Origin of the sequence: Streptomyces sp. SDr-06 (genome assembly GCF_003324565.1) — a bacterium.
Lineage (GTDB): Bacteria > Actinomycetota > Actinomycetes > Streptomycetales > Streptomycetaceae > Streptomyces.
The window spans coordinates 31,783-52,619 of sequence record NZ_QOLA01000023.1 but is presented as its reverse complement, the minus strand read 5'-3'; the positions used below and the strand labels follow the sequence as shown (position 1 = coordinate 52,619).

18 protein-coding genes are annotated in these 20,837 nt (G+C 74.0%); 8 read left to right on the top strand and 10 right to left on the bottom strand.

Features of this window, described 5'->3' with window-relative positions; genetic code table 11:
* Nucleotides 1-3 precede the first annotated feature (3 nt).
* The 3 genes from DT019_RS32275 to DT019_RS32265 all read right to left on the bottom strand — a co-directional run bounded on the left by DT019_RS32275 (nt 4) and on the right by DT019_RS32265 (nt 4,499).
* Nucleotides 4-792 (bottom strand): putative protein N(5)-glutamine methyltransferase, encoded by a 789-nt coding sequence (locus DT019_RS32275; protein ID WP_114040522.1) that lies wholly within the window; start codon nt 790-792, stop codon nt 4-6.
* A gap of 396 nt (nt 793-1,188) precedes the next feature.
* Nucleotides 1,189-3,546: a PQQ-binding-like beta-propeller repeat protein gene (locus tag DT019_RS32270; protein ID WP_114040521.1), complete on the bottom strand. Its 2,358-nt coding sequence runs from the start codon at nt 3,544-3,546 to the stop codon at nt 1,189-1,191.
* 161 nt (nt 3,547-3,707) lie between these two features.
* Entirely contained in the window at nt 3,708-4,499 is a 792-nt protein-coding gene (locus tag DT019_RS32265; RefSeq protein ID WP_114040520.1) for a VOC family protein, read from the bottom strand.
* Between the two features lie 424 nt (nt 4,500-4,923).
* Here DT019_RS32265 and DT019_RS32260 point away from each other — a divergent pair, with 424 nt between their 5' ends.
* Nucleotides 4,924-5,571 carry a TetR family transcriptional regulator gene (locus DT019_RS32260; protein WP_114040519.1) on the top strand — a complete coding sequence of 216 codons (648 nt, stop codon included), beginning with the start codon at nt 4,924-4,926 and terminating at the stop codon, nt 5,569-5,571.
* Nucleotides 5,572-5,672: 101 nt separating this feature from the next.
* Here the strand turns inward: DT019_RS32260 and DT019_RS32255 are convergent, their stop codons facing one another.
* Together DT019_RS32255 and DT019_RS32250 are read right to left on the bottom strand one after the other, a co-directional pair.
* Entirely contained in the window at nt 5,673-6,131 is a 459-nt protein-coding gene (locus DT019_RS32255) for a nitroreductase family deazaflavin-dependent oxidoreductase (protein WP_114040566.1), read from the bottom strand.
* 38 nt (nt 6,132-6,169) lie between these two features.
* Nucleotides 6,170-7,357 carry an acyl-CoA dehydrogenase family protein gene (locus DT019_RS32250; protein ID WP_114040518.1) on the bottom strand — a complete coding sequence of 396 codons (1,188 nt, stop codon included), beginning with the start codon at nt 7,355-7,357 and terminating at the stop codon, nt 6,170-6,172.
* 436 nt (nt 7,358-7,793) lie between these two features.
* Between DT019_RS32250 and DT019_RS32245 the strand changes: the two genes are divergently transcribed.
* Nucleotides 7,794-8,972 (top strand): thiolase C-terminal domain-containing protein, encoded by a 1,179-nt coding sequence (locus DT019_RS32245; protein WP_114040517.1) that lies wholly within the window; start codon nt 7,794-7,796, stop codon nt 8,970-8,972.
* Between the two features lie 100 nt (nt 8,973-9,072).
* Nucleotides 9,073-9,723, top strand: a complete 651-nt coding sequence (locus tag DT019_RS32240; RefSeq protein WP_114040516.1) for a pyridoxal 5'-phosphate synthase — start codon at nt 9,073-9,075, stop codon at nt 9,721-9,723.
* A gap of 76 nt (nt 9,724-9,799) precedes the next feature.
* Here DT019_RS32240 and DT019_RS32235 read toward each other — a convergent pair whose 3' ends face one another.
* From DT019_RS32235 to DT019_RS32225, 3 genes are all read right to left on the bottom strand, one after another.
* Nucleotides 9,800-10,357: a GNAT family N-acetyltransferase gene (locus DT019_RS32235; protein ID WP_114040515.1), complete on the bottom strand. Its 558-nt coding sequence runs from the start codon at nt 10,355-10,357 to the stop codon at nt 9,800-9,802.
* Nucleotides 10,358-10,489: 132 nt separating this feature from the next.
* Complete coding sequence (locus DT019_RS32230; protein WP_189390109.1) at nt 10,490-10,966, bottom strand: Zn-ribbon domain-containing OB-fold protein; 477 nt, start codon at nt 10,964-10,966, stop codon at nt 10,490-10,492.
* Between the two features lie 68 nt (nt 10,967-11,034).
* Nucleotides 11,035-11,487: a DoxX family protein gene (locus tag DT019_RS32225; RefSeq protein ID WP_114040513.1), complete on the bottom strand. Its 453-nt coding sequence runs from the start codon at nt 11,485-11,487 to the stop codon at nt 11,035-11,037.
* 161 nt (nt 11,488-11,648) lie between these two features.
* Between DT019_RS32225 and DT019_RS32220 the strand changes: the two genes are divergently transcribed.
* The 4 genes from DT019_RS32220 (at nt 11,649) to DT019_RS32205 (ending at nt 17,484) form a co-directional block, all read left to right on the top strand.
* A complete protein-coding gene (locus tag DT019_RS32220) occupies nt 11,649-12,791 on the top strand; it encodes a flavin-containing monooxygenase (RefSeq protein ID WP_114040512.1) in 1,143 nt (380 codons plus the stop codon).
* 743 nt (nt 12,792-13,534) lie between these two features.
* Entirely contained in the window at nt 13,535-15,760 is a 2,226-nt protein-coding gene (locus tag DT019_RS32215) for an acetate--CoA ligase family protein (RefSeq protein WP_114040511.1), read from the top strand.
* A 243-nt stretch (nt 15,761-16,003) separates the two neighbouring features.
* Nucleotides 16,004-16,816: an enoyl-CoA hydratase/isomerase family protein gene (locus DT019_RS32210; RefSeq protein WP_114040510.1), complete on the top strand. Its 813-nt coding sequence runs from the start codon at nt 16,004-16,006 to the stop codon at nt 16,814-16,816.
* A 77-nt stretch (nt 16,817-16,893) separates the two neighbouring features.
* Nucleotides 16,894-17,484, top strand: a complete 591-nt coding sequence (locus DT019_RS32205) for a flavin reductase family protein (protein ID WP_114040509.1) — start codon at nt 16,894-16,896, stop codon at nt 17,482-17,484.
* 135 nt (nt 17,485-17,619) lie between these two features.
* Here DT019_RS32205 and DT019_RS32200 read toward each other — a convergent pair whose 3' ends face one another.
* Both DT019_RS32200 and DT019_RS32195 read right to left on the bottom strand, forming a co-directional pair.
* Nucleotides 17,620-18,297, bottom strand: a complete 678-nt coding sequence (locus DT019_RS32200; RefSeq protein ID WP_114040508.1) for a hypothetical protein — start codon at nt 18,295-18,297, stop codon at nt 17,620-17,622.
* 82 nt (nt 18,298-18,379) lie between these two features.
* Nucleotides 18,380-19,687, bottom strand: coding sequence for an MFS transporter (locus DT019_RS32195; RefSeq protein ID WP_114040507.1), 1,308 nt, complete (start codon nt 19,685-19,687; stop codon nt 18,380-18,382).
* A gap of 118 nt (nt 19,688-19,805) precedes the next feature.
* Here DT019_RS32195 and DT019_RS32190 point away from each other — a divergent pair, with 118 nt between their 5' ends.
* On the top strand, nt 19,806-20,810 hold the full coding sequence (locus DT019_RS32190) for a GlxA family transcriptional regulator (protein WP_114040506.1): 1,005 nt from the start codon (nt 19,806-19,808) through the stop codon (nt 20,808-20,810).
* Nucleotides 20,811-20,837 lie beyond the last annotated feature (27 nt).

Sequence of the window (20,837 nt, the reverse complement as noted above, 5' to 3'; positions counted from 1 at the left end):
GGCTCAGGCGCGGACGCCGATCACCACGTTGGCGTACAGCTCCTCCGAGGTGACGAGGCGGGCGCGCAGCCCGCCCGCGGACATCGCCGCCAGCGCGCCCGGCACCTGCCGCTCGCTGGTCTCGACGAGCAGGGTGCCGCCCGGGGCGAGCCAGCCGGGCGCTTCGAGGGCGACGCGGCGCATGATGTCGAGGCCGTCCGTCCCTCCGTCGAGCGCGACGAGCGGCTCGTGGTCGCGGGCCTCCGGGGGCAGCAGGCCGACCTCGTCGGAGGGTACGTAGGGCACGTTCGCGGCCAGGATGTCGATCCGGCCGCGCAGTCCGGGCGGGAGCGGCGCGAAGAGGTCGCCCTGGTAGACCTGGCCGCCCAGCGCGGCCACGTTGCGGCGGGCGCAGCGCACGGCGGCCGCCTCGATGTCGGCGGCGTGCAGTTCCGCCCCGGGCAGCGCGGTGGCGAGCGCCGCACCGAGCGCGCCCGAGCCGCAGCACAGGTCCACCACGACGACCGGCCGGGTGGTGTCGGCGCCGGCCAGGGCCTGCCGCACCAGGAACTCGGTGCGGCGGCGCGGCACGAAGACGCCGGGCTCGACGGCGACCCTGAGCCCGTGGAACTCGGCCCACCCCACGACGTGTTCGAGCGGCAGCCCCGAGGCCCTGCGCTCCACCATGGCGGCAACCTCGGCGGCGTCCTTGGCCGTGCCGAGTATCAACTCGGCCTCGTCCTCGGCGAACACACACCCGGCGGCCCGCAGCCTCTCGACGACGACGGAGGACGAGAGCACCTCAACTGCCATACAGATCAAGCCCCTTCACCTTTTCGCGCCCCGAACCACCCAACCCCCTGAGGGGCGCGGCGCCACCATGCGGCCCGAACCACCGAACCCCCTGAGGGGCGCGGCGCCACCATGCGGCCCGAACCACCCAACCCCCTGAGGGGCGCGGCGCCACCATGCGGCCCGAACCACCCAACCCCCTGAGGGGCGCGGCGCCACCATGCGCCCCGCGCCACCCCAACCCCCTGAGGGGCGCGGCGCCACCATTGCGGCCCGCGCCACCAGAATCCCCTGAGGGGCGCGGGGAACTGCGCGACCAGCCACGCACGGCCCGCGGAAAACCACCGGGCCCCGCACCCAGCGGACCCCCGCCCAGCGGGACCCGGGCCCAGCGGGCCCGGGGAAGGCAGCCCGCGCCTAGCGGGATCCCGAGGTAGCCGTCCCCTTCACCGCGTCCAGAGCGTAAACGCACCGGTCCTTGCTGCACGCGTACACGACCCCGCCCCGGACGACGGGCGACCCGGTGATCTCACCCCCGGTGGCCAGCTTCCAGCGGAGCTGTCCGCCCGCCGCGTCCAGGGTGTAGAGGCAGTGGTCGGCCGAGCCGAAGTGGATGCGGCCGTCGGCGACGACGGGGGCGCCCACGACCTCGCCGCCCGCCGCGAAGCGCCACTTGGGGGTCGAGGTGACCGCGTCCAGGGTGTAGAGCGCGTTGCCGCTGCCCACGTGGACGTTGCCGTCGGCCACCAGAACCGGCTCGACGGACTGGCGGGACTCGGTGGCGATGCGCCAGCGGTCCTTGCCGGTCGAGGCGTCGAGCGCGTACACGGTGCCGAGGTAGTCGGCGAGGTACACGCCGCCGCCCGCCACCGCGGGGCCCGGCGCGAAGGCCGGCGGGCACAGGAAGACCGCGGGGGCTTCGAAGTGCCAGCGGACGTGGCCGGAGGCGATGTCGATCGCGAGGACGCGGGTGCCCGCCGAGACGTAGACGTAGCCGTCCTGCGCGGGTGCCACCCGGACCGGGACACCACCGCAGGAGGCCGCGTCGCCGACGGGGTAGGACCAGCGCTCGGCGCCGGTGCGGGCGTCCAGGGCGCGCAGCCGGGCGTCCTGCCAGACGTAGACCGTGCCGTCGTGGATCGCGGGCCCGGCCTCGGGGGTCTCGAAGTCGGTCTGGGCGCCGGCGGTCTCCCACAGCTTCTCGCCGTTCGCGGCCTCCCAGGCCTGGACGCCGCCGCCGCGGGTGGCGGTGACGACGGTGCCCCGGTCGGCCTTCAGGGAGTACACCCAGGCGTCGGTGGGCAGCCGCCACAGCTCGCCGCCGTCGGTCGCGTCCAGGGCGTACAGGGTGGGGCCGTCGGAGGCGTGGATGCGGCCCGCCTCGACGGCCATCGCCCAGGCGACGTCGCGCGTCTTGAACTGGCGGCGGCCGGTGCCCACGTCCAGCGCGTGCACCTCGAAGGAGGTGACGTAGAGGAGGTCGCCCGCGACGGCCGGGGTGCCCCACACGTCGTTCGACATGCGGAAGCGCCAAGGGCGCCAGCGGCCCGGCGCCTCGGGCGGGTGGGCGGGCGGCGGCACCGGGGCGGCCTGGGCTCCGTTGGCGGCGGGCGCGCCGGGCCTGCGTACCCAGCCGGTGGCGGGCCCGGCGTCGACCGCCACCCGGGACGCGTCGGCGGCCCTGGGGCCCGGCCCGATCGGCACCTTGGCGCCGGGCAGCCGCACCGGCTCGTCGGTGTGGACGGGCGGATAGGTCACCGAGGAACCGGCGTGCCGGCCCGGGTACGGGGGCTCGGCCGGGCGGGGCGGCGCCGGGGGTCCCGGCCTGCTGGAGCGCACCGCGCTCGGCGCGGGCTCGGCGGCCGGGGCGACCTGCATGCGGCCACCGCCCCTGCGCTGCTCGATCATGGCGACGGAGCGGGGCGGCAGCCAGGCCGACGCGGTGCCGCTGTCGTCCGAGCCCGAGGCGAAGAGGTGGGGCGCGAGCTGGGCCTGGAGGTCCTCGGGGGACGGCCGGTTGGGGTGCTCCATCTGCATGCAGGACTCGATGAGCGGGCGCAGCTCGTCCGGCAGGCCGGTGATGTCGGGACCCTCGCGCAGCAGCATGAACACGGTCTCGACGGGGTTCGCGCCGTGGAAGGGCGCGTGGCCGGTCGCGGCGAAGACGAGGGTCGAGCCGAGCGAGAAGACGTCGGAGGCGCCGGTGACGCTGCGGGAGTCCTTGGCCTGCTCGGGGGACATGTAGGCGGGGGTGCCCACCGCCACGTTCGTCATGGTCAGGCGGGTGTTGGAGACCCCGGACGCGATGCCGAAGTCGATCACGCGCGGCCCGTCCTCGACGACCAGCACGTTCGACGGCTTCAGGTCGCGGTGGACCAGGCCCGCGCCGTGGATGGACTGCAGCGCCTCCGCGATGCCGGCCGCGAGCCAGCGCACCGCCTGGGCCGGGAGCGGCCCGCACTCGTTCACTATTTCTTCGAGGGAGGGCGCCGGAACATAGGCGGTGGCGAGCCACGGGACGGGGGCGCGCGGGTCGGCGTCGACGACGGCGGCCGTGTAGAAGCCGCTGACCGCGCGGGCCGCCTCCACCTCGCGGGTGAAGCGGACCCGGAAGAGCTGGTCCTCGGCGAGTTCGGTGCGCACCGTCTTGATGGCCACGCGGCGGCCGGAGGCCGAGCGCGCCAGATAGACCAGCCCCATGCCGCCGGCACCGAGCCGTCCCAGCACCTCGAAGGGGCCGATCCGCCTCGGGTCGTGCTGCGTCAGCTGCTCCACTTGCCTGCCACCTCCCCGTACGGGCCGTGCGAAATTCGGCCCCGTGCAGCGTCTCACGCGGCACCCCGATTCTCCCTGCCGGAGGTGGCCGGTGGCCAACCCGGGTCCAGACCGGTATGTCCCCTCCCGATCCGGGACACCCCGGGCATGCCGCGCGCGTTCTACGTGCCTGAACCCTGCAGAACGGCGAAGGCCGCTCCCTGGTTGTCGTTGAGGACCGCCATCCGCCCGTACGGAATGTCGAACGGCTCGGCGGTGACCCGGCCGCCGAGGCGGGTGCAGACGGCGGCCACCGCGTCGCAGTCCTCGACGCTGAAGTAGATGAGGAAGTGGTCGGGCAGGGCGGCGGGGAAGGCGTCCGACATCAGGCTGCGGCCGCCGATCGCGCCGTCCGGGCCGGGCTCGGTGCCGGGCAGCGACCAGGTGCGGAAGTCGGCGCCGATCTCGTCGGGGCTGCCCGGGTCGCCGCCCTGGTAGCCAAAGACGGACTCGTAGAACGCGTCGGCCTGGTCCTTGTCGCGGGTGTACACCTCGGTCCAGCAGTACGAGCCGGGCTTGCGCATCAGCTCGAAGCCGGTGTGCGCCTGGCCCTGCCACAGGCCGAAGACGGCGCCGCCCGGGTCGGCGGCGACCGCCATGGTGCCGTGGGGCGGCACCGGCGTCGGGTCGGTGATCAGCCGGCCACCGGCCGCGCGGATCCGGGCGGCGAGGGCGTGGGCGTCGGGGGTGGCGAGGTAGATGGTCCAGGAGGTGGGCATCCGGCCGTCCCGCTTGGGCTGGAGGGCCGCGACGCGCCGCCCGTCCTTGTAGGCGGTGGTGTAGTTCCCGTACGCCGCGTCGGCGGCCTCGTCGAAGGTCCAGCCGAGGAGCTCCCCGTAGAACCTCTTGCCGGCCGCCAGATCGGACAGCGAGACGTCGGCCCAGCACGGCGCGCCTTCCGGATATCCGCCCATGCGCCTGATTCCTTCCTGAGGTGCCCCGCCGGGGAGCCGGGGCGCTGCCGCGTTCGGGGTCAAGCTAACGACCCCTCACGTGCGACGCGGTCGCACAATTCGAACGTATGGCCAGATTTCCGCACGCGGCGTGGCGACGGGCCAAGTCCCGCACGGCTTGTCCACCAAAGTTGTCCACAGGGTGTTGATAACACCATTCGAGTGGCCGGGCGGGTCGGGCGGCCACGGAGCGCGACGACCGAAACCCGATGCCCTCATCGACCGCGGGCCCGCGGTCGCACTCCGCGCCACGACACGGAGAGCCCCCCGCTGGACGGGCTCCCGGGGCACCCGGTTCCCCGCGCGCATCGGGACGTACCGCCCCCGGGCCCCCATTTGCACTCGGCCGAATAGCGCTCCGATCACCCCTCGGTAAGCTGACGGCATGACAGGACAAGTACGCACCGTCGACGGCCGCGTGGCCGGCCGACGCGGCCAGGCGACCCGGCAGAAGCTGCTCGACTGCCTCAGTGAGATGCTCAGCTCCTCGCCGTACCGGGACGTAAAAGTCATCGACGTGGCCCGGAAGGCGGGCACTTCGCCCGCGACCTTCTACCAGTACTTCCCCGACGTCGAGGGCGCCGTCCTGGAGATCGCCGAGGAAATGGCCAAGGAGGGCGCCGGGTTGACCGCTCTGGTCGAGGGCCGCTCCTGGGTCGGGCGGGCCGGCTGGCAGACGGCGGAGGAACTCGTGGAGGGCTTCCTCGACTTCTGGCGCAGGAACGACGCGATCCTGCGGGTCGTCGATCTGGGCGCGGCCGAGGGCGACAAGCGCTTCTACAAGATCCGCATGAAGATCCTGAACTCGGTCACCAACTCCCTTACGGACGCGGTCACCGAGCTCCAGTCCAAGGGCAAGGTCGACAAGGACGTCAGCCCCGCGGCGATGGCGGGCTCGCTCGTCGCCATGCTGGCGTCGGTGGCCTCGCACCAGAAGGGCTTCCAGACCTGGGGCGTCAAGCAGGCCGAACTGAGGCCGAACCTGGCGCTGTTGGTCCACCTCGGCATCACCGGAAAGAAGCCGACGAAGTAGCCCTCACACGTCGGCCGATACCCACGTCGTCCTGTCGCGCCGACGGCGGTGCGCCCCCCCTTCCGGGGGCGACCGCCGTCGGCGTTCCCGTCTGCACGTGCCTACCGGTCCCTGCGTTCCAGGCGGAAGAGCCGGATCTCGCGCTCGATCCGGGACTGGTAAGTGGCGTACGGCGGCCAGAAGTTGAGCGCCGCTTGCCACGCCTCCAACCGCTCCTCCCCGTCGAGCAGCCGGGCCCGCACCGCGATGTCGCGGCCCCTCCAGCTGATCTCCGCGTCCGGGTGGGCGAGCAGGTTGCCGGTCCACGCCGGGTGGCCGGGCCGCCCGAAGTTGGACCCGATCAGGATCCACGTGTCCCGCCCCTCCTCCGGCATGCAGGCCAGCGGAGTGGTGCGCGGCAGGCCCGACTTGGCGCCGCGCGTGGTGAGCACGACGCCGGGCAGCATCTGGGCGCTGAGGATGACCCGGCCGCGGGTCAGCCGGTGCACGGCGCGGTCCATCGCCGGGACGACGTGCGGGGCGATCCTGGCGAACGTACGGGTCGAGGACAGCTTCTGCATGAGCCGCACCCCGGGTGCGGTCCTGGTGGGCGCGGGGCTCACACCGCCACCTCCGACGCGGCCGGGCCGAACAGTCCGGCCTGTTCGGCGGCGTGGTCGCGCAGGCGGTGCACGGGCCCGAAGAGCAGTTCGTCGGAGGCGGCCCGCTTGAAGTAGAGGTGCGCTTCGTGCTCCCAGGTGAAGCCGATGCCGCCGTGCAGCTGGACGGCCTCGGAGGCCGCGGCCCGCAGCGCGTCGAGCCCCTGCGCGAGCGCGAGGGCGCCCGCCCCCGGGTCCCAGGCCGCGTAGTACGCCGCCGACCTGGCCGCCTGCACCTGGACGTACAGGTCGGCGAGCCGGTGCTTGACCGCCTGGAAGGACCCGATGGCCCGCCCGAACTGCTCCCGCTCCTTGACGTACGCCACGGTCCGCTCCAGCGCCTCGGCCGCGGCCCCGACCGCCTCGGCGGCGAGGCAGACGGCGGCCGAGCGCCCGGCACCGGCCAGAGCCGCCCGGATGTCGAGCGCGTCGTCGTCCCCCAACAACTCGGCCTCGACATGGCGCAGTTGGACCCGGCCCTGGGAGCGGGTCTCGTCGAGCGTGGTCTGCCGGGTGCGCCGCAGCCCGGCCGCGTCGCCGTGCACCACGAAGAGCAGGGTGCGGCTGCGTGCGAAGCCGCCGGTGTGGGCGGCGACGAGGAGGAGCTGTGCGCTGTGCCCGTCGAGCACCTGCTCGGCCTCCCCGTAGAGGCGCCAGCCGCCGTCCGGCGCCCGCCCGGCCTGCACGCCCCCGGCCCGGCCGCCCCCGGCCCAGACGCCGTCCGCGTACGCACCGGTGAGCCCGAGCGCGAGGGCGAGACCGGCGCCGGGCACGACGAGGGCCGCACCGCGCTCGCCGCGCGCGAGGGGCGGCAGCAGCGCCGTCTTCTGCGCGCCGGTGCCGAGGGTTGCGATGAGCGGGGCGGCGAGCACGGCGGTGGCGAGCAGCGGTGAGGGCAGCAGGGCGCGGCCGGTCTCCTCGCAGGCGAGGGCGAGCTCGGCGGTGGTGCAGCCGACGCCCCCGTACCCCTCGGGCAGCGCGAGCCCCGGCAGCCCGAGCTCGGCCGCGAGCCGCCCCCAGAGCGCGGTGTCGTGACCGACCGGGGTGCGCACCGCGCTCTTCACGTCCTGTGGACCGCAGTGCTTGGCGAGCAGTTCGTGCAGGGTGCGGCGGATCTCGTCCTGCTCCGCGGTGAAGGCGGCGTCCATCGTCGGCTCCTCCCCCAGAGGCCCGAGCCTCTGATCTGACGGGTCGTCATGTTAGGGGCGAGGTGCGCAGATGGACAGGCCCGCGGCCCGCCCCATCACCCCCGCCCGCCCCCAACCCCCTTCGATCTGCGGACCGTGCTCGCTTGCCCGCGCAGTTCCCCGCGCCCCTGGGGACGGCGGCCCTCGCGGGGTGTCCTCGCGCGCCCCCAACCCCCTTCGATCTGCGGACCGTGCCCGCTTCTCGCGCAGTTCCCCGCGCCCCTGCAGGGGGGGCCGGCATGGGCATCCTCAGCCCGTCATGGGGGTCCCCCCTGGCCCTTAAGGCCTTGGGGGAGATTGAGGACGAGCGCCCTCAAGGCGCGAACGGGGTCTGGGGCGGAGCCCCAGGGGCCTGAAGCACGGGCCGGGTGAGGACATCTGATGTACCGTCAGGTAAATGGCACCCTTAACGCAACGGCGCCGCAGAGTCGCCGCCGTCGGCATCGCTCTCTCCGACACCGGCCGCGTGGACGACGCCACCCCGTACGCCCTGCACGCCCAGGCCGCCCGCAGGGCGCTCGCCGACTCCGGGCTCGACCGCTCGGTCGTGGACGGGTTCGGCTCGGCGGGGCTCGGCACGCTCGCGCCGGTCGAGGTGGCCGAGTATCTGGGACTCCGCCCCACCTGGGTCGACTCGACGGCCGTCGGGGGCGCCACCTGGGAGGTCATGGCCGCGCACGCCGCCGACGCCATCGCCGCCGGGCACGCCAACGCCGTCCTGCTGGTGTACGGGTCGACCGCGCGCGCCGACATCAAGGCCGGGCGGCGCACCTCGAACCTCTCCTTCGGGGCGCGGGGCCCGCTCCAGTTCGAGGCCCCGTACGGCCACACGCTGATCTCGAAGTACGCGATGGCCGCACGCCGCCACATGCACCAGTACGGCACCACCATCGAGCAGTTGGCCGAGGTCGCGGTGCAGGCGCGGGCCAACGCGGCCACCAACCCGGACGCGATGTTCCGCGAACCGATCACCGTGGACGAGGTGCTGAGCGGCCCGATGATCGCGGACCCGTTCACCAAGCTCCACTGCTGCATCCGCTCCGACGGCGGCTGCGCGGTGCTGCTGGCGGCCGAGGAGTACGTACCGGACACGGCCAAGGCACCGGTGTGGGTGCTGGGTTCGGGCACGTCGGTGTCGCACACCACGATGTCGGAGTGGGAGGACTTCACCGTGTCCCCCGCAGCGGTGTCCGGCCGGCTCGCCTTCGAGCGGGCGGGGGTGCGCCCGGCGGACGTCGACCTGGCCGAGATCTACGACGCGTTCACCTATATGACGCTGGTGACGCTTGAGGACCTCGGGTTCTGCGCGAAGGGCGAGGGCGGGACGTTCGTGGTGAAGGGGCGGCTGCTGCGCCAGGGCGAGCTGCCGGTCAACACGGACGGCGGCGGCCTGTCCGCCTGCCATCCGGGGATGCGGGGCCTGTTCCTCCTCGTGGAAGCCGTACGCCAGTTGAGGGGCGAGGCGGGTGCGGGGCAGGTGCGCAAGGCGGGGGGACGACTGCCCGAGCTCGCGGTGGCGTCCGGCACCGGCGGATGGTTCTGCTCGTCGGGGACGGTGGTGCTCGGCCGGGAGTGAGGGGCGCGCCCTCGGACGGGGGCGCGGGATCGGTGACCGCACGGGCGGAACGGGTGGGGCGGGGCGGCCCCCGGCCCCGCCGGGCCGGGAGAATCGCGGCATGGAATTCCGCGAGTTTCTGCACACGCTGCGCGTCTGGGACGTGGAGCTTCCGCACTTCGACCCGGCCACGGCGCCCGCCACGCCCCTGCCCCTCTTCCAGGAGTGGCTGATGCACGCGGCCGGGGCGGGCCAGGCCGAGCCGCACACCATGTCGCTCGCGACGGTCGATCCGCAGGGCCGCCCCGACGTACGCACGCTCATGCTGCACGACGCCGACGCGGACGGCTGGCACTTCGCCTCGCACTCCACCAGCGCGAAAGGGCGGCAGCTGGCCGCCCACCCCGTCGCCGCGCTCGGCTTCTACTGGCCCGAGGTGGGCCGCCAGGTCCGGGTGCGCGGAAGCGTCACCCCGGCCGGACAGGCCGCCTCGCAGGCCGATCTGCACGCCCGCTCGACGGGGGCACTAGCGGCGGCCCTGGTCGGCCGGATGAGTGAAGTGCTGGACGAGTACCACGAGTTGGAGGACGCGTCGGCCGTGGCATGGGAGCGGGCGCGGACGGAGCCGGAGACGCCGGTACCCACCTGGACCCGGTACGTCCTTGACCCGGCGGAGGTCGAGTTCTTCCAGGGCGACGCACAGCGCCGGCACGTGCGGCTGCGCTACCGCCGCGAGGGCCCCGCCTGGACCCGCGAGCTCCTCTGGCCGTGACCGGCCGGACCCACCGGGGCCGCGCCCCGCAGTCGGGGCGTGGGGCCGCGCGGAACGAGCCGGTCGCTGCGGGTCGCTAGTCCGTCGCGAGACGGGCGTGGAGGTGCAGGTCGCGGAAGGCGTCCCGGCGCTGGGCCTCGAACATGGCTCCCCGCAGCGTGCCCTCCGCCGCGTATCCGGCGCGCTCCGCCACGCGGCAGGACGCCTCGTGGCCCACCGCGTGCGCCAGCTCGACGCGGTGCAGGCCCACCTGGTCGAAGACCCAGCGCGTGAGGAGTTCCAGGGAGTGGCGCGCCACGCCGCGTCCCCGCTCCTCGGGAAGCGTCCAGTAGCCGACCCGGCCGGAACGCATCGTCCAGTTCACGGAGTTGAGGCTCACCTGGCCGAGCACCGCGCCGCTGGACTCGTCCGTGACGCAGTACGTGGCGAACTCGCCCCGCGCCCAGCCCAGCGTCCGGCGCCGCAGTAGCTCCGCCACGGCCGCCTCGTCCTCGACGGGGGCGGGGTGGGTGTTCCAGCGCAGGTACTCGGGGTCGGTCACCCCGCGCAGGAGGACGTGCACGTCGTCGTCGCGCCAGGTCCGCAGGCGCAGGCCGTGACCGCGCAGGTCGGCCGGTATGAGCTGGTGGTCCATGCCGTCATTCAACCCCCGCCCGGCGCGGCGGGTGCGGAAATTTCACGTGGCGGGACGGGCAGGAGGGGATGGTGCTGTCCCTGCGGAAAGACTGCGGAAGGACCCCGACCGTGGGGCGCGCGGCCTGCGGGTTCAAGCCGGGTCGGGGCCGAACACCGGCACGCTCACACCGTCGTCGGCCCCGGTCCGGAACGCCACGCGCAGCTCCATCCCGATCCGCAGCCCCTCGTGCGGACAGTCGACGACCTCGGTCATCATCCGAGGCCCTTCGGCGAGGTCGACGACGGCGGCGACGTAGGGGACGCGCGCGCCGAACGGCGGCAGGTCGTTGCGGTGCACGACGGACCAGGTGTAGAGCGTGGCCCGGCCGCTCGCCGGGCGCCACTCCACGTTCTCGCTCCAGCAGTACGGGCAGAACTCGCGCGGGTAGTGGTGGTGGCGGTCGCAGTCGGCGCAGTACCGGATGAGGAGGCGCCCCTCGGCGGCCGCGTCCCAGTACGGCCGGGTGAAGGCGTCCGCCTCGGGGGTGGCAGCGGTGACGACGCCCGAACTCGGGGCGCCGGTCGGTCCCGGAGCGCCGGTCGAGCCGAGCGGTGCGGCCGAGCCCATCCGGCCGCTCGGGCTGACCGGGTCGGCCGGGCTGATCGGGATGATCGGGCTGATCGGGTCGGCCGGGCTCATGGGAACAGTCCCAGCGCGTGGTCGAGGGACCAGGTCTGCCACGACATGCCCCCGAGGCCGACGAGCGAGATGAGGGTCATCATCCCGTTCTGACCCTGCTCGGCCCAGTCGTGGATCATCAGCACCAGGTACACGAGGTTGAGCAGAAGGCCGGAGATGAGCGCGATCGGGGTCAGGAACCCGGTCACCAGGCCGAGCCCGAGGGCGAGTTCGGCGTAGACGACCACGTACGCCATCGTCCTGGGGCGGGGGTTGACCACGACGTCGAAGCCGCTGCGGACGGCGTTCCACCGGTGCTTGGCGGCGACGTCGGACGCCCAGCCGATGCCGGTGCCGTGCTCGAACCAGTCCTTCTTGTCCTTGTGGCGCCAGCTCTCCAGCCACCACAGGCCGAGGCCGATGCGCAGGACGGCCAGCCACTCGGCGCCGCTGAGCCAGATCGAGTCCACCCTGGGCCCCCTTCCCGGTGCTCCGCTTCCGTTTCTGACGGTACGTCAGTTCAGCGGATCGGGAGCGCGGGCGCAAGAGGGGCGTACGCGTGATCAGATCGCAACCGATTCCGGTCTTGACCGAGACCCATCAAGTATTCGCGCCGTTACGCTCAGCGTTCATGGCCGACACCACCAATGCCACGAGCCCCGTCTACGTGATCGGCGCCGGGCCCGGCGGTCTCGCCGTCGCCGCCGCGCTGCGTGCCCGGGGCGTGCGGGCCGTCGTACTGGAGAAGTCCGACGCCGTGGGCGCCTCCTGGCGGCGCCACTACGACCGGCTCCATCTGCACACCACCCGCCGCCTCTCCGCGCTGCCCGGGCTGCGCATCCCGCGCCGGTTCGGGCGGTGGGTGTCGCGCGACGACCTGGTCCGCTACCTGGAGAAGTACGCGCTGGTCCACGAGCTGGAGATCGTCACCGGGGTCGAGGTCGAGCGGATCGAGCGCGGGCCCGGCGACGAGGGCTGGGTGCTGCACGCGACCGGGGGACGGCGGCTGGTGACCGGGGCGGTGGTGGTGGCCACCGGGTACAACCACACGCCGTACGTGCCCGAGTGGGCCGGGGCCGACGCGTACCCGGGTGAGCTCCTCCACGCGAGCCGCTACCGCAACCCCGGGCCCTACGCCGGGCGGGACGTCCTCGTCGTCGGCGCGGGCAACACCGGGGCCGAGATCGCGGCCGACCTCGCCGGGGGCGGGGCCGGGCGGGTGCGGCTCGCGGTGCGGACCGCGCCGCACATCCTGCGCCGGTCCACGGCGGGGTGGCCCGCGCAGGCCACCGGCATCCTGGTGCGACGGCTCCCGGTACGCCTCGTGGACCGGGCGGCGGCGGTGGCCGAGCGGCTCTCCGTGCCCGACCTCTCCGCATACGGTCTGCCCCGGCCGGCCGGGGGCCTGTACTCGCGGGTGCGGGAGGGGGCGATTCCCGTGCAGGACGTGGGGCTCGTCCAGGCGGTCCGCGCGGGGCGGGTCGAGCCGGTCGGGGCGGTGGAGTCCTTCGAGGGCGGCAAGGTCGTCCTCGCGGACGGGACGCGGATCTCGCCGGAGGTGGTCATCTGCGCGACGGGGTATCGGCGGGGGCTGGAGGGCCTCGCTGGGCACCTCGGCGTGCTGGACGAGCGGGGCCGGCCCCGCGCCCATGGCGCCCGTACGGTGCGGGGGGCGGCGGGGCTGTACTTCACGGGGTTCACCAATCCCATCAGTGGGATGCTGCGGGAGCTGCGCATCGACGCGACCCGAATCGCCAAGTCCCTGTCCACCTAGCACCCCCTGGGGCTCCGCCCCAGACCCCCCGAGGGATTTGCCCACCCACCCGCCCGTGCAACGGGTTGGATGGGTACAGCCCCTGGGGCTCCGCCCCAGACCCCGGGCGGGGGCTCCGCCCCCGGGCCCCCGGGGGGTTTGCCCTCCCGCCCGCCCGTGCGGGGGGTTGGATGGTTCCGCCCCTGGGGCTGCGCCCCAGACCCCCCGAGGGGCTCCGCCCCTCGAACCCCGGCGGGGGCTGCGCCCCCGCACCCCCGTTCGCGCCTGAACGGCGCTCGTCCTCAAACTCCCCCAAGGCCTTAAGGGCCAGGGGGGACCCCCATGACGGGCTGAGGTTGCCTGTGCTGACCAGCACGGTGCTGTTAGGGGCGCGGGGAACTGCGCGAACGGCCACACGCGGCCCGCAGGCCGCGGAGGGCGGGGCGCCGGGGCAACCCCGGTCCGGGGGAAGTCAGGGCCGCGGGGGCGCCGGGGCCGGGGCTCGGCCACTTGGTGGGGGTTCTCGGACAAAAAGGAGGGCCTCCCGCCCGATAGCGCTCAACGGGGTTTGCGAACAGCAGGGTTGAGGGGAGGTCCAGCGCACGCTCCGCCGGGCGGAGGACGGCACCCCCACGCCCCGCAGGGCCGAGGCTTTGCTCGCAGACCAGTTCCTGACAAGTCGTCAGGTCTGTAATCTGACTATGCGTCAGTTACGACCGGCACGGCTCAGTCATGTTGGCCCTCGACCAGGAGCGGGCGGAACGATGCTTGGATCGACTCACGGCACCCTCACGACCGACTTCCGCGCGCGGGTGGTCGCCTGCGGCGAGCAGCCCGCCCCCGGCGCCGTCCACGGCAGAGCGGCGGGCGAGGGCGACCTGGACGTCAGCGGCCGCCCCCTCTACGCCGACGTGCCCGACCTCGACCGGTTCTTCCGGCCCGAGTCCGTGGCCGTCGTCGGCGCCTCCGACGCCGAGGGCCGCCCCAACACCGGCATCACCCGCCAGCTCATCGACTGGGCCCGCCGGGTCGGCGCCCGCCTCCACCCCGTCCACCCCACCCGTGCCTCCGTCTTCGGGCTGCCCTGCGTCCCCTCCGTGTCCGACCTGCCGGAACAGGTCGATCTGGCCGTACTCCTGGTCGGCGACCCGCTCCCCGTCGTGGAGGAACTCGCCGAGGCCAAGGTGAAGTTCGCCGTCGCCTTCGCCTCCGGTTTCGCCGAGACCGGCGAGCAGGGCGCCGCCGCCCAGGAACGGCTGGCCCGTGCCGTCAAGCGGTCCGGGCTCCGGCTGCTCGGACCCAACACCAACCTCAACGCCTTCGAGCGGTTCCGGGACGACCTCGACGGCCCGGCCATCGCGCTCATCACGCAGTCGGGGCACCAGGGACGGCCCGTCTTCACGATGCAAGAGCTCGGCGTGCGGCTCTCGCACTGGGCACCCACCGGCAACGAGGCCGACCTCGAAACCGCCGACTTCATCTCCTACTTCGCCGAGCGCCCCGAGGTCGGCGTCATCGCCTGCTATGTGGAGGGACTCAAGGACGGGCGGTCCTTCCTGCTCGCCGCCGACCGCGCGGCCCGCGCCGGGGTGCCGGTGGTGGCCGTCAAGGTCGGCCGCACCGACGCGGGGGCCCGCATGGCCGCGTCACACACCGGCAAACTGACCGGCGCCGACGACGTCGTGGACGCCGCCATGCGCCAGTACGGCGTGATCCGCGTCGACGGGCTCGACCAACTCCAGGACACGGCCGCCCTGTTGGCCCGGTCCCGGGCACCGCGGGCCGACGGCGTCGTCGTGTATTCGATCTCGGGCGGCACCGGGGCGCACTTCTCGGATCTCGCCACCGCCGCCGGGCTCCACCTGCCGACCCTCTCGCCCGCCAAGCAGGACGAGCTCCACGCGTGGATACCGTCCTACCTGAACGTCGCCAACCCCGTCGACAACGGCGGCCACCCCGTCGGCGACTGGCGCGGGCGCAAGATCATCGACGCGATCCTCGCCGACCCCTCCGTCGGGGTGCTGATCTGCCCCATCACCGGGCCGTTCCCGCCCATGAGCGACAAGCTGGCGCAGGACCTGGTGGACGCGGCGGAGCAGACGGACAAGCTGGTGTGCGTGGTGTGGGGGTCGCCGCTGGGCACCGAGGCCGCCTACCGCGAGACGCTGCTCGGCTCGTCCCGGGTCGCCACCTTCCGTACGTTCGCCAACTGCATCGGCGCCGTACGGGCGTACCTCGCCCACCACCGGTTCACCACCGGCTACCGCTCCCCCTTCGACGAGGCACCCCGGGTGCCCTCCCCCTCCTTCCGCAAGGCGCAGGCGCTGATGCGCCCGGGTCAGCAGCTCAGCGAGCACGCGGCGAAGCAGCTTCTTCGGGCGTACGGCATCCGGGTGCCGCGCGAACAGCTCGTGACCAGCGCGGCGGCCGCCGTGCGCGCGGCGGGCCTGGTCGGCTACCCCGTCGTCATGAAGGCCTCGGGCGCCCGCCTGGCCCACAAGAGCGAACTCGGCCTGGTCAAGGTCGGGTTGACCTCGGCCAGCCAGATCAGGGACGCCTATCGCGAACTCACCGACATCGCACGCTACGAGGGCGTCGAACTCGACGGCATCCTGGTCTGCCAGATGGTCGAGCGCGGTGTCGAGATGGTCGTCGGGGTCACGCACGACGCGCTGTTCGGCCCGACCGTGACCGTCGGGCTCGGCGGGGTGCTGGTGGAGGTGCTCGGCGACTCTGCCGTACGGGTGCCGCCGTTCGGCGAGCAGCAGGCGCGGGACATGCTCGGCGAGCTCCGGGGGCGGGCGCTCCTCGACGGGGTGCGCGGCGGGCCCCCGCTGGACGTGGACGCGCTCGTGGAGGTCGTCCTGCGCGTCCAGCGCATGGCCCTGGAACTGGGCGACGACCTCGCCGAGTTGGACATCAACCCCCTGGTGGTGCTCCCCCGTGGACAGGGCGCCGTCGCGCTCGACGCCCTCGCCGTCTGCCGCTGAGCACGACCCGCGATCGCCCGCCCGGCCGGGCCCGCGATCCACCGCCGAGCCCCGCCCATGACCGGCACCCGAGCCCGGCCCGCGAACGACCGCTGGGCCCCGCCCGCAATCCGCAACCTCCCCCGGCTCCAGGCCCACCGCCGAGCCCCGCCCATGACCGGCACCCGGGCCCCACCCGCGCCGCTCCCCCGCCATCCCGCTCCCCCGTCCCGCAGTCCGGCCCGCCCCAGCCTTGGAGCCCGCATGGAACCGCTCGATTCATTGGTACTGCACGCCACTGACAACGGCGTCTCCTGGATCACGCTCAACCGGCCCGACGCCCTGAACGCCGTCACCTGGGCCCAGCGGGAACGGGTCATCGAGCTGCTCGGCGCGGCCTCGGCCGATCCCGCCGTCCGGGCCGTCGTGATCACCGGTACCGGCAAGGGGTTCTGCGCGGGCGCCGATCTGCGCGGTGCTCCCCAGGCCGACTCCGGCGCGGACGGCGAGCGGGTCGCGGGGGATGTCGCCCGCATGATCCGCCAGGGTGCCCAGCGGCTCGTCACGGCCGTGCTCGACTGCGAGAAGCCGGTGATCGCGGCCGTCAACGGCACCGCCGCCGGTCTCGGGGCCCACCTCGCCCTCGCCTGCGACCTGGTCCTGGCCGCCGAATCGGCCCGGTTCATCGAGGTGTTCGTACGCCGGGGCCTCGTGCCGGACGGAGGCGGCGCCTACCTGCTGCCGCGCCTCGTGGGTCCGCAGCGCGCCAAGGAGCTGATGTTCTTCGGCGACGCGCTGCTCGCGGCCGACGCCGAGCGCATGGGCCTGGTCAACCGGGTCGTCGCCGACGCCGAGCTCGCCGCCACCGCGAAGGAGTGGGCCGAGCGGCTCGCCACCGGGCCGACCCGCGCGCTCGCCCTCACCAAACACCTGGTGAACGCCTCACTGGACACCGACCGCAGCACCGCGCTCGCCGCCGAGGCCTGGGCTCAGGAGATCAACATGACCACCCGGGACGCGAACGAGGGAGTGGCCGGCTTCAAGGAGCGGCGCACCCCCAAATACCGGGGGCTGTAAGGACTTTCAGTGCCGTGCGGCACTTCCTATCTGACGTACCGTCAGCTTCAATGGCTGGTGTGATGGGACACGCAGGGATGGCGGCCACCGTCGTCCGATACCTCAGGTCCGTCGGCGCCGCCACGGCCGCCGAGCCCGTCGAGTTCCTGCCCCGGCCGGACCTGCGGGCCGTACGGGACGACGAGCGGGCACCGGTCGATCCCGCCGAATTCCGTCGCGTGCTGGGCCAGTTCGCGACCGGGGTCACCGTCATCACGGCCGAGGACGCCGACGGGCCCACCGGTTTCGCCTGCCAGTCCTTCGCCTCGCTCTCCCTCGACCCGCCCCTGGTCGCCTTCATGGTGGCGCGTACGTCGACGACCTGGCCGCGCATCGCCCGCGCCGGGGCGTTCTGCGTGAACGTGCTGGGCGCCGGACAGGGCGCGCTGTGCCGGGGGTTCGCGGTCAGCGGGGCGGACAAGTTCGCCGGGGTCGGCCACGACGCCGCGCCCGCGACCGGCTCGCCCCGCATCGACGGCGTACCGGCGTGGATCGACTGCCGCGTCCACGCCGTGCACACCGGAGGGGACCACCTCATCGTGGTCGGCCGCGTCGAGGCGCTGGGCACCGGCGACGACGCCGAGCCGCTGCTCTTCCACCGGGGCCGGTTCGGCCGCTTCACCGACTGAACGGCGCGGCTCCTCCAAGCCCCCTGTGCCAGGGCGGCTCAGGGCTCCCGAAGGCCCCGGCCCCCGCCCCCAGCGACTCCTGAGTGCCTCAAGCTGCCGCTCACTCCCGCGGCCCCCGGACCACCCGGACCCCGCTCACCAGGACCCCTCGGTGATGAGGCCTCCGCTGCGGGTCTCCACGCGCAGGGCGCCCTTGTCGCCGTACTCCGCGTGGCGCCAGTCCGCGAAGACCTCGGCCACCCGGCCGCCGTCCCCCGCCGGCGGAGTGAAGTTGACCGTCACCACGGCCTGCTCGGCCGCGCCCTGCTTGCGAATCCGCACCGCCACCACCGACGGCCACATTCCGTCGTCGGCCTTGGTGAGGTGCTTGCCGTAGTAGTCGACGAAGTCCCGGGTCATGTCGAACCAGCCCGCCGGAAGGCAGGGCGGCGCGGTGCCGTCGGTGGGCGGGCCGGGTGTGCCGGGGTCCGCGTCGGTGGGCGGGCCAGGGCTGCCCGCGTCCCCGTCCGTCGGCGGGCCAGGGCTGCCCGCATCCCGGTCGGTCGGCGGACCGGGGCTGCCCGCGTCCTGGTCCGTCGGCGGGCCCGGCGTCCCGGCCTCGTCCTCCGTCGCCGGACCCGCGCCGCCCGCGCCCTCCTCCGTCGTGCCATCGCCGCAGGGAGCGGCCGACGTGGCGGACGGCTTCGGCGGGGCGACGGCCGCCGGATCGCCCGGACCGGACTCTCCACAGGCGGCCACGGCGGCATACAGCAGGGCCACGACCAGCACGGCGCGCGGTACGGCTCCGGGTCTCCCGGCCTTCATGGCGTTCATGGCGTTCCCCCTCGGTTGCCCGTCGGGGAACGCGGGTCCCGCCGAGCGGCACCCGGCGCCGTCCCCGTACGGGAAGAGGGGATCACACGGCGAGCGGTTCCCCGGCGGGGCCGCCCCGGCGGATGACCAGGGCCATCAGGGCGGCCGCCGCACACAGCGCGCCCGCGGCGTACCAGACGACGTCGTAGCTGCCGAAGACGTCGCGGGCCAGGCCGCCGAGGAAGGCGATGAGGGCCGCGCCGACCTGGTGCGAGGCGAGCACCCAGCCGAAGACGATGGCGCTGTCCTCGCCGTAGTGCTGACGGCACAGGGCGATGGTGGGCGGCACGGTGGCCACCCAGTCGAGCCCGTAGAAGACGATGAAGAAGATCATCGGCGGGTGGACGGCTGGTGCGAGCAGCATCGGCAGGAAGAGCAGCGAGACGCCGCGCAGGGCGTAGTACGTCGCGAGCAGGCGGCGGGCTTCGAAGCGGTCGGTAAGCCAGCCGGAGAAGATCGTGCCCGCCACGTCGAAGACCCCGATGACGGCGAGGAGCCCCGCGGCGGCCGTGACCGGCATGCCGTGATCGTGGGCGGCGGGTACGAAGTGGGTCTGGACCAGGCCGTTGGTGGAGGCCCCGCAGATCGCGAAGGTGCCCGCGAGCAGCCAGAACGGCCCGGTGCGGGCGGCCCGCACGAGCACCGTGAGGGTGCGGCGGGCCGCGCCGGTGACGGGCGCGGGCTTGGGTACGTACGCCCCCGATCCGTACGGCGCGAGGCCCACGTCGGCCGGGTGGTCGCGCAGGAGCAGCCAGACGAACGGGACGACGGCGAGCGCGGCCAGGGTCACGGTGATGGCGGCCGGACGCCAGCCGTGGGCCTCGACCATCCAGGACAGCAGCGGCAGGAAGATCAGCTGGCCGGAGGCGGAGGCCGCGGTCAGGATGCCGGTGACCAGGCCGCGGCGCTCGGTGAACCAGCGGTTGGTGACGGTCGCCGCGAACGCGAGCGCCATCGAGCCACTGCCCAGGCCCACCAACAGGCCCCAGTACAGGATGAGTTGCCAGGCAGCGTGCATGAAGACGGTGAGCCCCGAGCCCGCCGCGATCACGGTCAGGGCGACCGCGACGACCTTGCGGATGCCGAAGCGGTCCATCAGGGCGGCGGCGAAGGGGGCGGTGAGGCCGTAGAGGGCGAGGTTCACCGAGACCGCGGCGCCGATGGTGCCGCGCGACCAGTGGAACTCGTCGTGCAGCGGGTCGATCAGAAGGCCGGGCAGCGAGCGGAAGGCCGCCGCCCCGATGATCGTGACGAAGGCGACGGCCGCCACGAACCACGCGCGGTGGATCCTGGACTCGGCCTTCCTGAGCGGCGCGGGCTCGACCTGGGGGCTGTCGGTTGTCTGGGTCACGTCACACAGCCTGGCCGTACGCTGGTGGCCGAACGAGTGGCTCAAAGGTCACCCTTCGCAGGGATCGGGCCACGCCCCGGCCGCTGCCCGTGGCCCGTGATCGAGAGGGAGAACCGCCATGAACCAGCGCCCCGGCCGTGCGGGAGGCGCGCCCCACCGCGTCGTGGTGCTCGCGCTCGACGGGCTGCTCCCCTTCGAGCTCGGCATCCCGCAGCGGATCTTCGGACGCGCGGTGGACCCGGAGCGCGGGGCGCTGTACGAGGTGGTGACGTGCTCGGTGCGGCCGCCGGGGCCGGTGCGCACGGACGCGGACTTCTCGATCCTCGTCGAGAAGGGGCCCGAGACGCTGGCCACCGCCGACACCGTGGTGATCCCGGCCTCGTACGAGCTCGGCCCGGTCTTCGAGGAGGGTGTGCTCACCCCCGAACTGGCCGCCGCACTCGCCCTCGTACGCCCCGGCACCCGCATGGTGGCCATCTGCACCGGCGGCTACGTCCTGGCGGCCGCGGGCTACCTGGACGGCCGCCCGGCCGCCGCGCACTGGGCCTCGGCCGAGCACTTCCAGCGGCGCTTCCCCGCCGTCGAGGTGGACCCGGAGGTGCTGTTCATCGACGACGGCGACGTGCTGACCTCGGCCGGGGTGGCCGCCGGGATCGACCTGTGCCTGCACATCGTGCGGCGCGACCACGGCTCGGCCGTCGCCAACGACGTGGCTCGGCGCACGGTGGTGCCGCCGCACCGGCCCGGCGGGCAGTCGCAGTTCATCGAACGCCCGGTCCCCGAGCCGCAGTTGGCGACCACGACGGGCGCGCGGGCCTGGGCGCTCGGCCGCCTGCACGAACCGATCCAGCTGCGCGACCTGGCCGAGCGGGAGGCGATGTCGGTGCGCACCTTCACCCGCCGCTTCCGTGAGGAGGTGGGTCTGAGCCCCGGCCAGTGGCTCACCCAGCAGCGCGTGGAGCACGCCCGCCACCTGCTCGAATCCACGGATCTTTCGGTGGAGGCGATAGCCCGCGCGGCGGGCTTCAACACGGCGACCTCCCTGCGCCAGCACCTCCAGGCGGCCCTCGGCGTCCCCCCGACCGCCTATCGGCGCGCCTTCCGTGCGGGCGTGGGGAGTTGACCCCGCCGCGGCAGGAGGCGCGGCCCG

Bases quoted from the DNA above. Each gene is read 5' to 3' on its own strand.
- DT019_RS32275 (WP_114040522.1), bottom strand. From the start codon at position 792: ATGGCAGTTGAGGTGCTCTCGTCCTCCGTCGTCGTCGAGAGGCTGCGG.
- DT019_RS32265 (WP_114040520.1), bottom strand. From the start codon at position 4,499: ATGGGCGGATATCCGGAAGGCGCGCCGTGCTGGGCCGACGTCTCGCTG.
- DT019_RS32260 (WP_114040519.1), top strand. From the start codon at position 4,924: ATGACAGGACAAGTACGCACCGTCGACGGCCGCGTGGCCGGCCGACGC.
- DT019_RS32255 (WP_114040566.1), bottom strand. From the start codon at position 6,131: ATGCAGAAGCTGTCCTCGACCCGTACGTTCGCCAGGATCGCCCCGCAC.
- DT019_RS32250 (WP_114040518.1), bottom strand. From the start codon at position 7,357: ATGGACGCCGCCTTCACCGCGGAGCAGGACGAGATCCGCCGCACCCTG.
- DT019_RS32245 (WP_114040517.1), top strand. From the start codon at position 7,794: ATGGCACCCTTAACGCAACGGCGCCGCAGAGTCGCCGCCGTCGGCATC.
- DT019_RS32240 (WP_114040516.1), top strand. From the start codon at position 9,073: ATGGAATTCCGCGAGTTTCTGCACACGCTGCGCGTCTGGGACGTGGAG.
- DT019_RS32235 (WP_114040515.1), bottom strand. From the start codon at position 10,357: ATGGACCACCAGCTCATACCGGCCGACCTGCGCGGTCACGGCCTGCGC.
- DT019_RS32230 (WP_189390109.1), bottom strand. From the start codon at position 10,966: ATGGGCTCGGCCGCACCGCTCGGCTCGACCGGCGCTCCGGGACCGACC.
- DT019_RS32220 (WP_114040512.1), top strand. From the start codon at position 11,649: ATGGCCGACACCACCAATGCCACGAGCCCCGTCTACGTGATCGGCGCC.
- DT019_RS32215 (WP_114040511.1), top strand. From the start codon at position 13,535: ATGCTTGGATCGACTCACGGCACCCTCACGACCGACTTCCGCGCGCGG.
- DT019_RS32210 (WP_114040510.1), top strand. From the start codon at position 16,004: ATGGAACCGCTCGATTCATTGGTACTGCACGCCACTGACAACGGCGTC.
- DT019_RS32205 (WP_114040509.1), top strand. From the start codon at position 16,894: ATGGCGGCCACCGTCGTCCGATACCTCAGGTCCGTCGGCGCCGCCACG.
- DT019_RS32200 (WP_114040508.1), bottom strand. From the start codon at position 18,297: ATGAACGCCATGAAGGCCGGGAGACCCGGAGCCGTACCGCGCGCCGTG.
- DT019_RS32190 (WP_114040506.1), top strand. From the start codon at position 19,806: ATGAACCAGCGCCCCGGCCGTGCGGGAGGCGCGCCCCACCGCGTCGTG.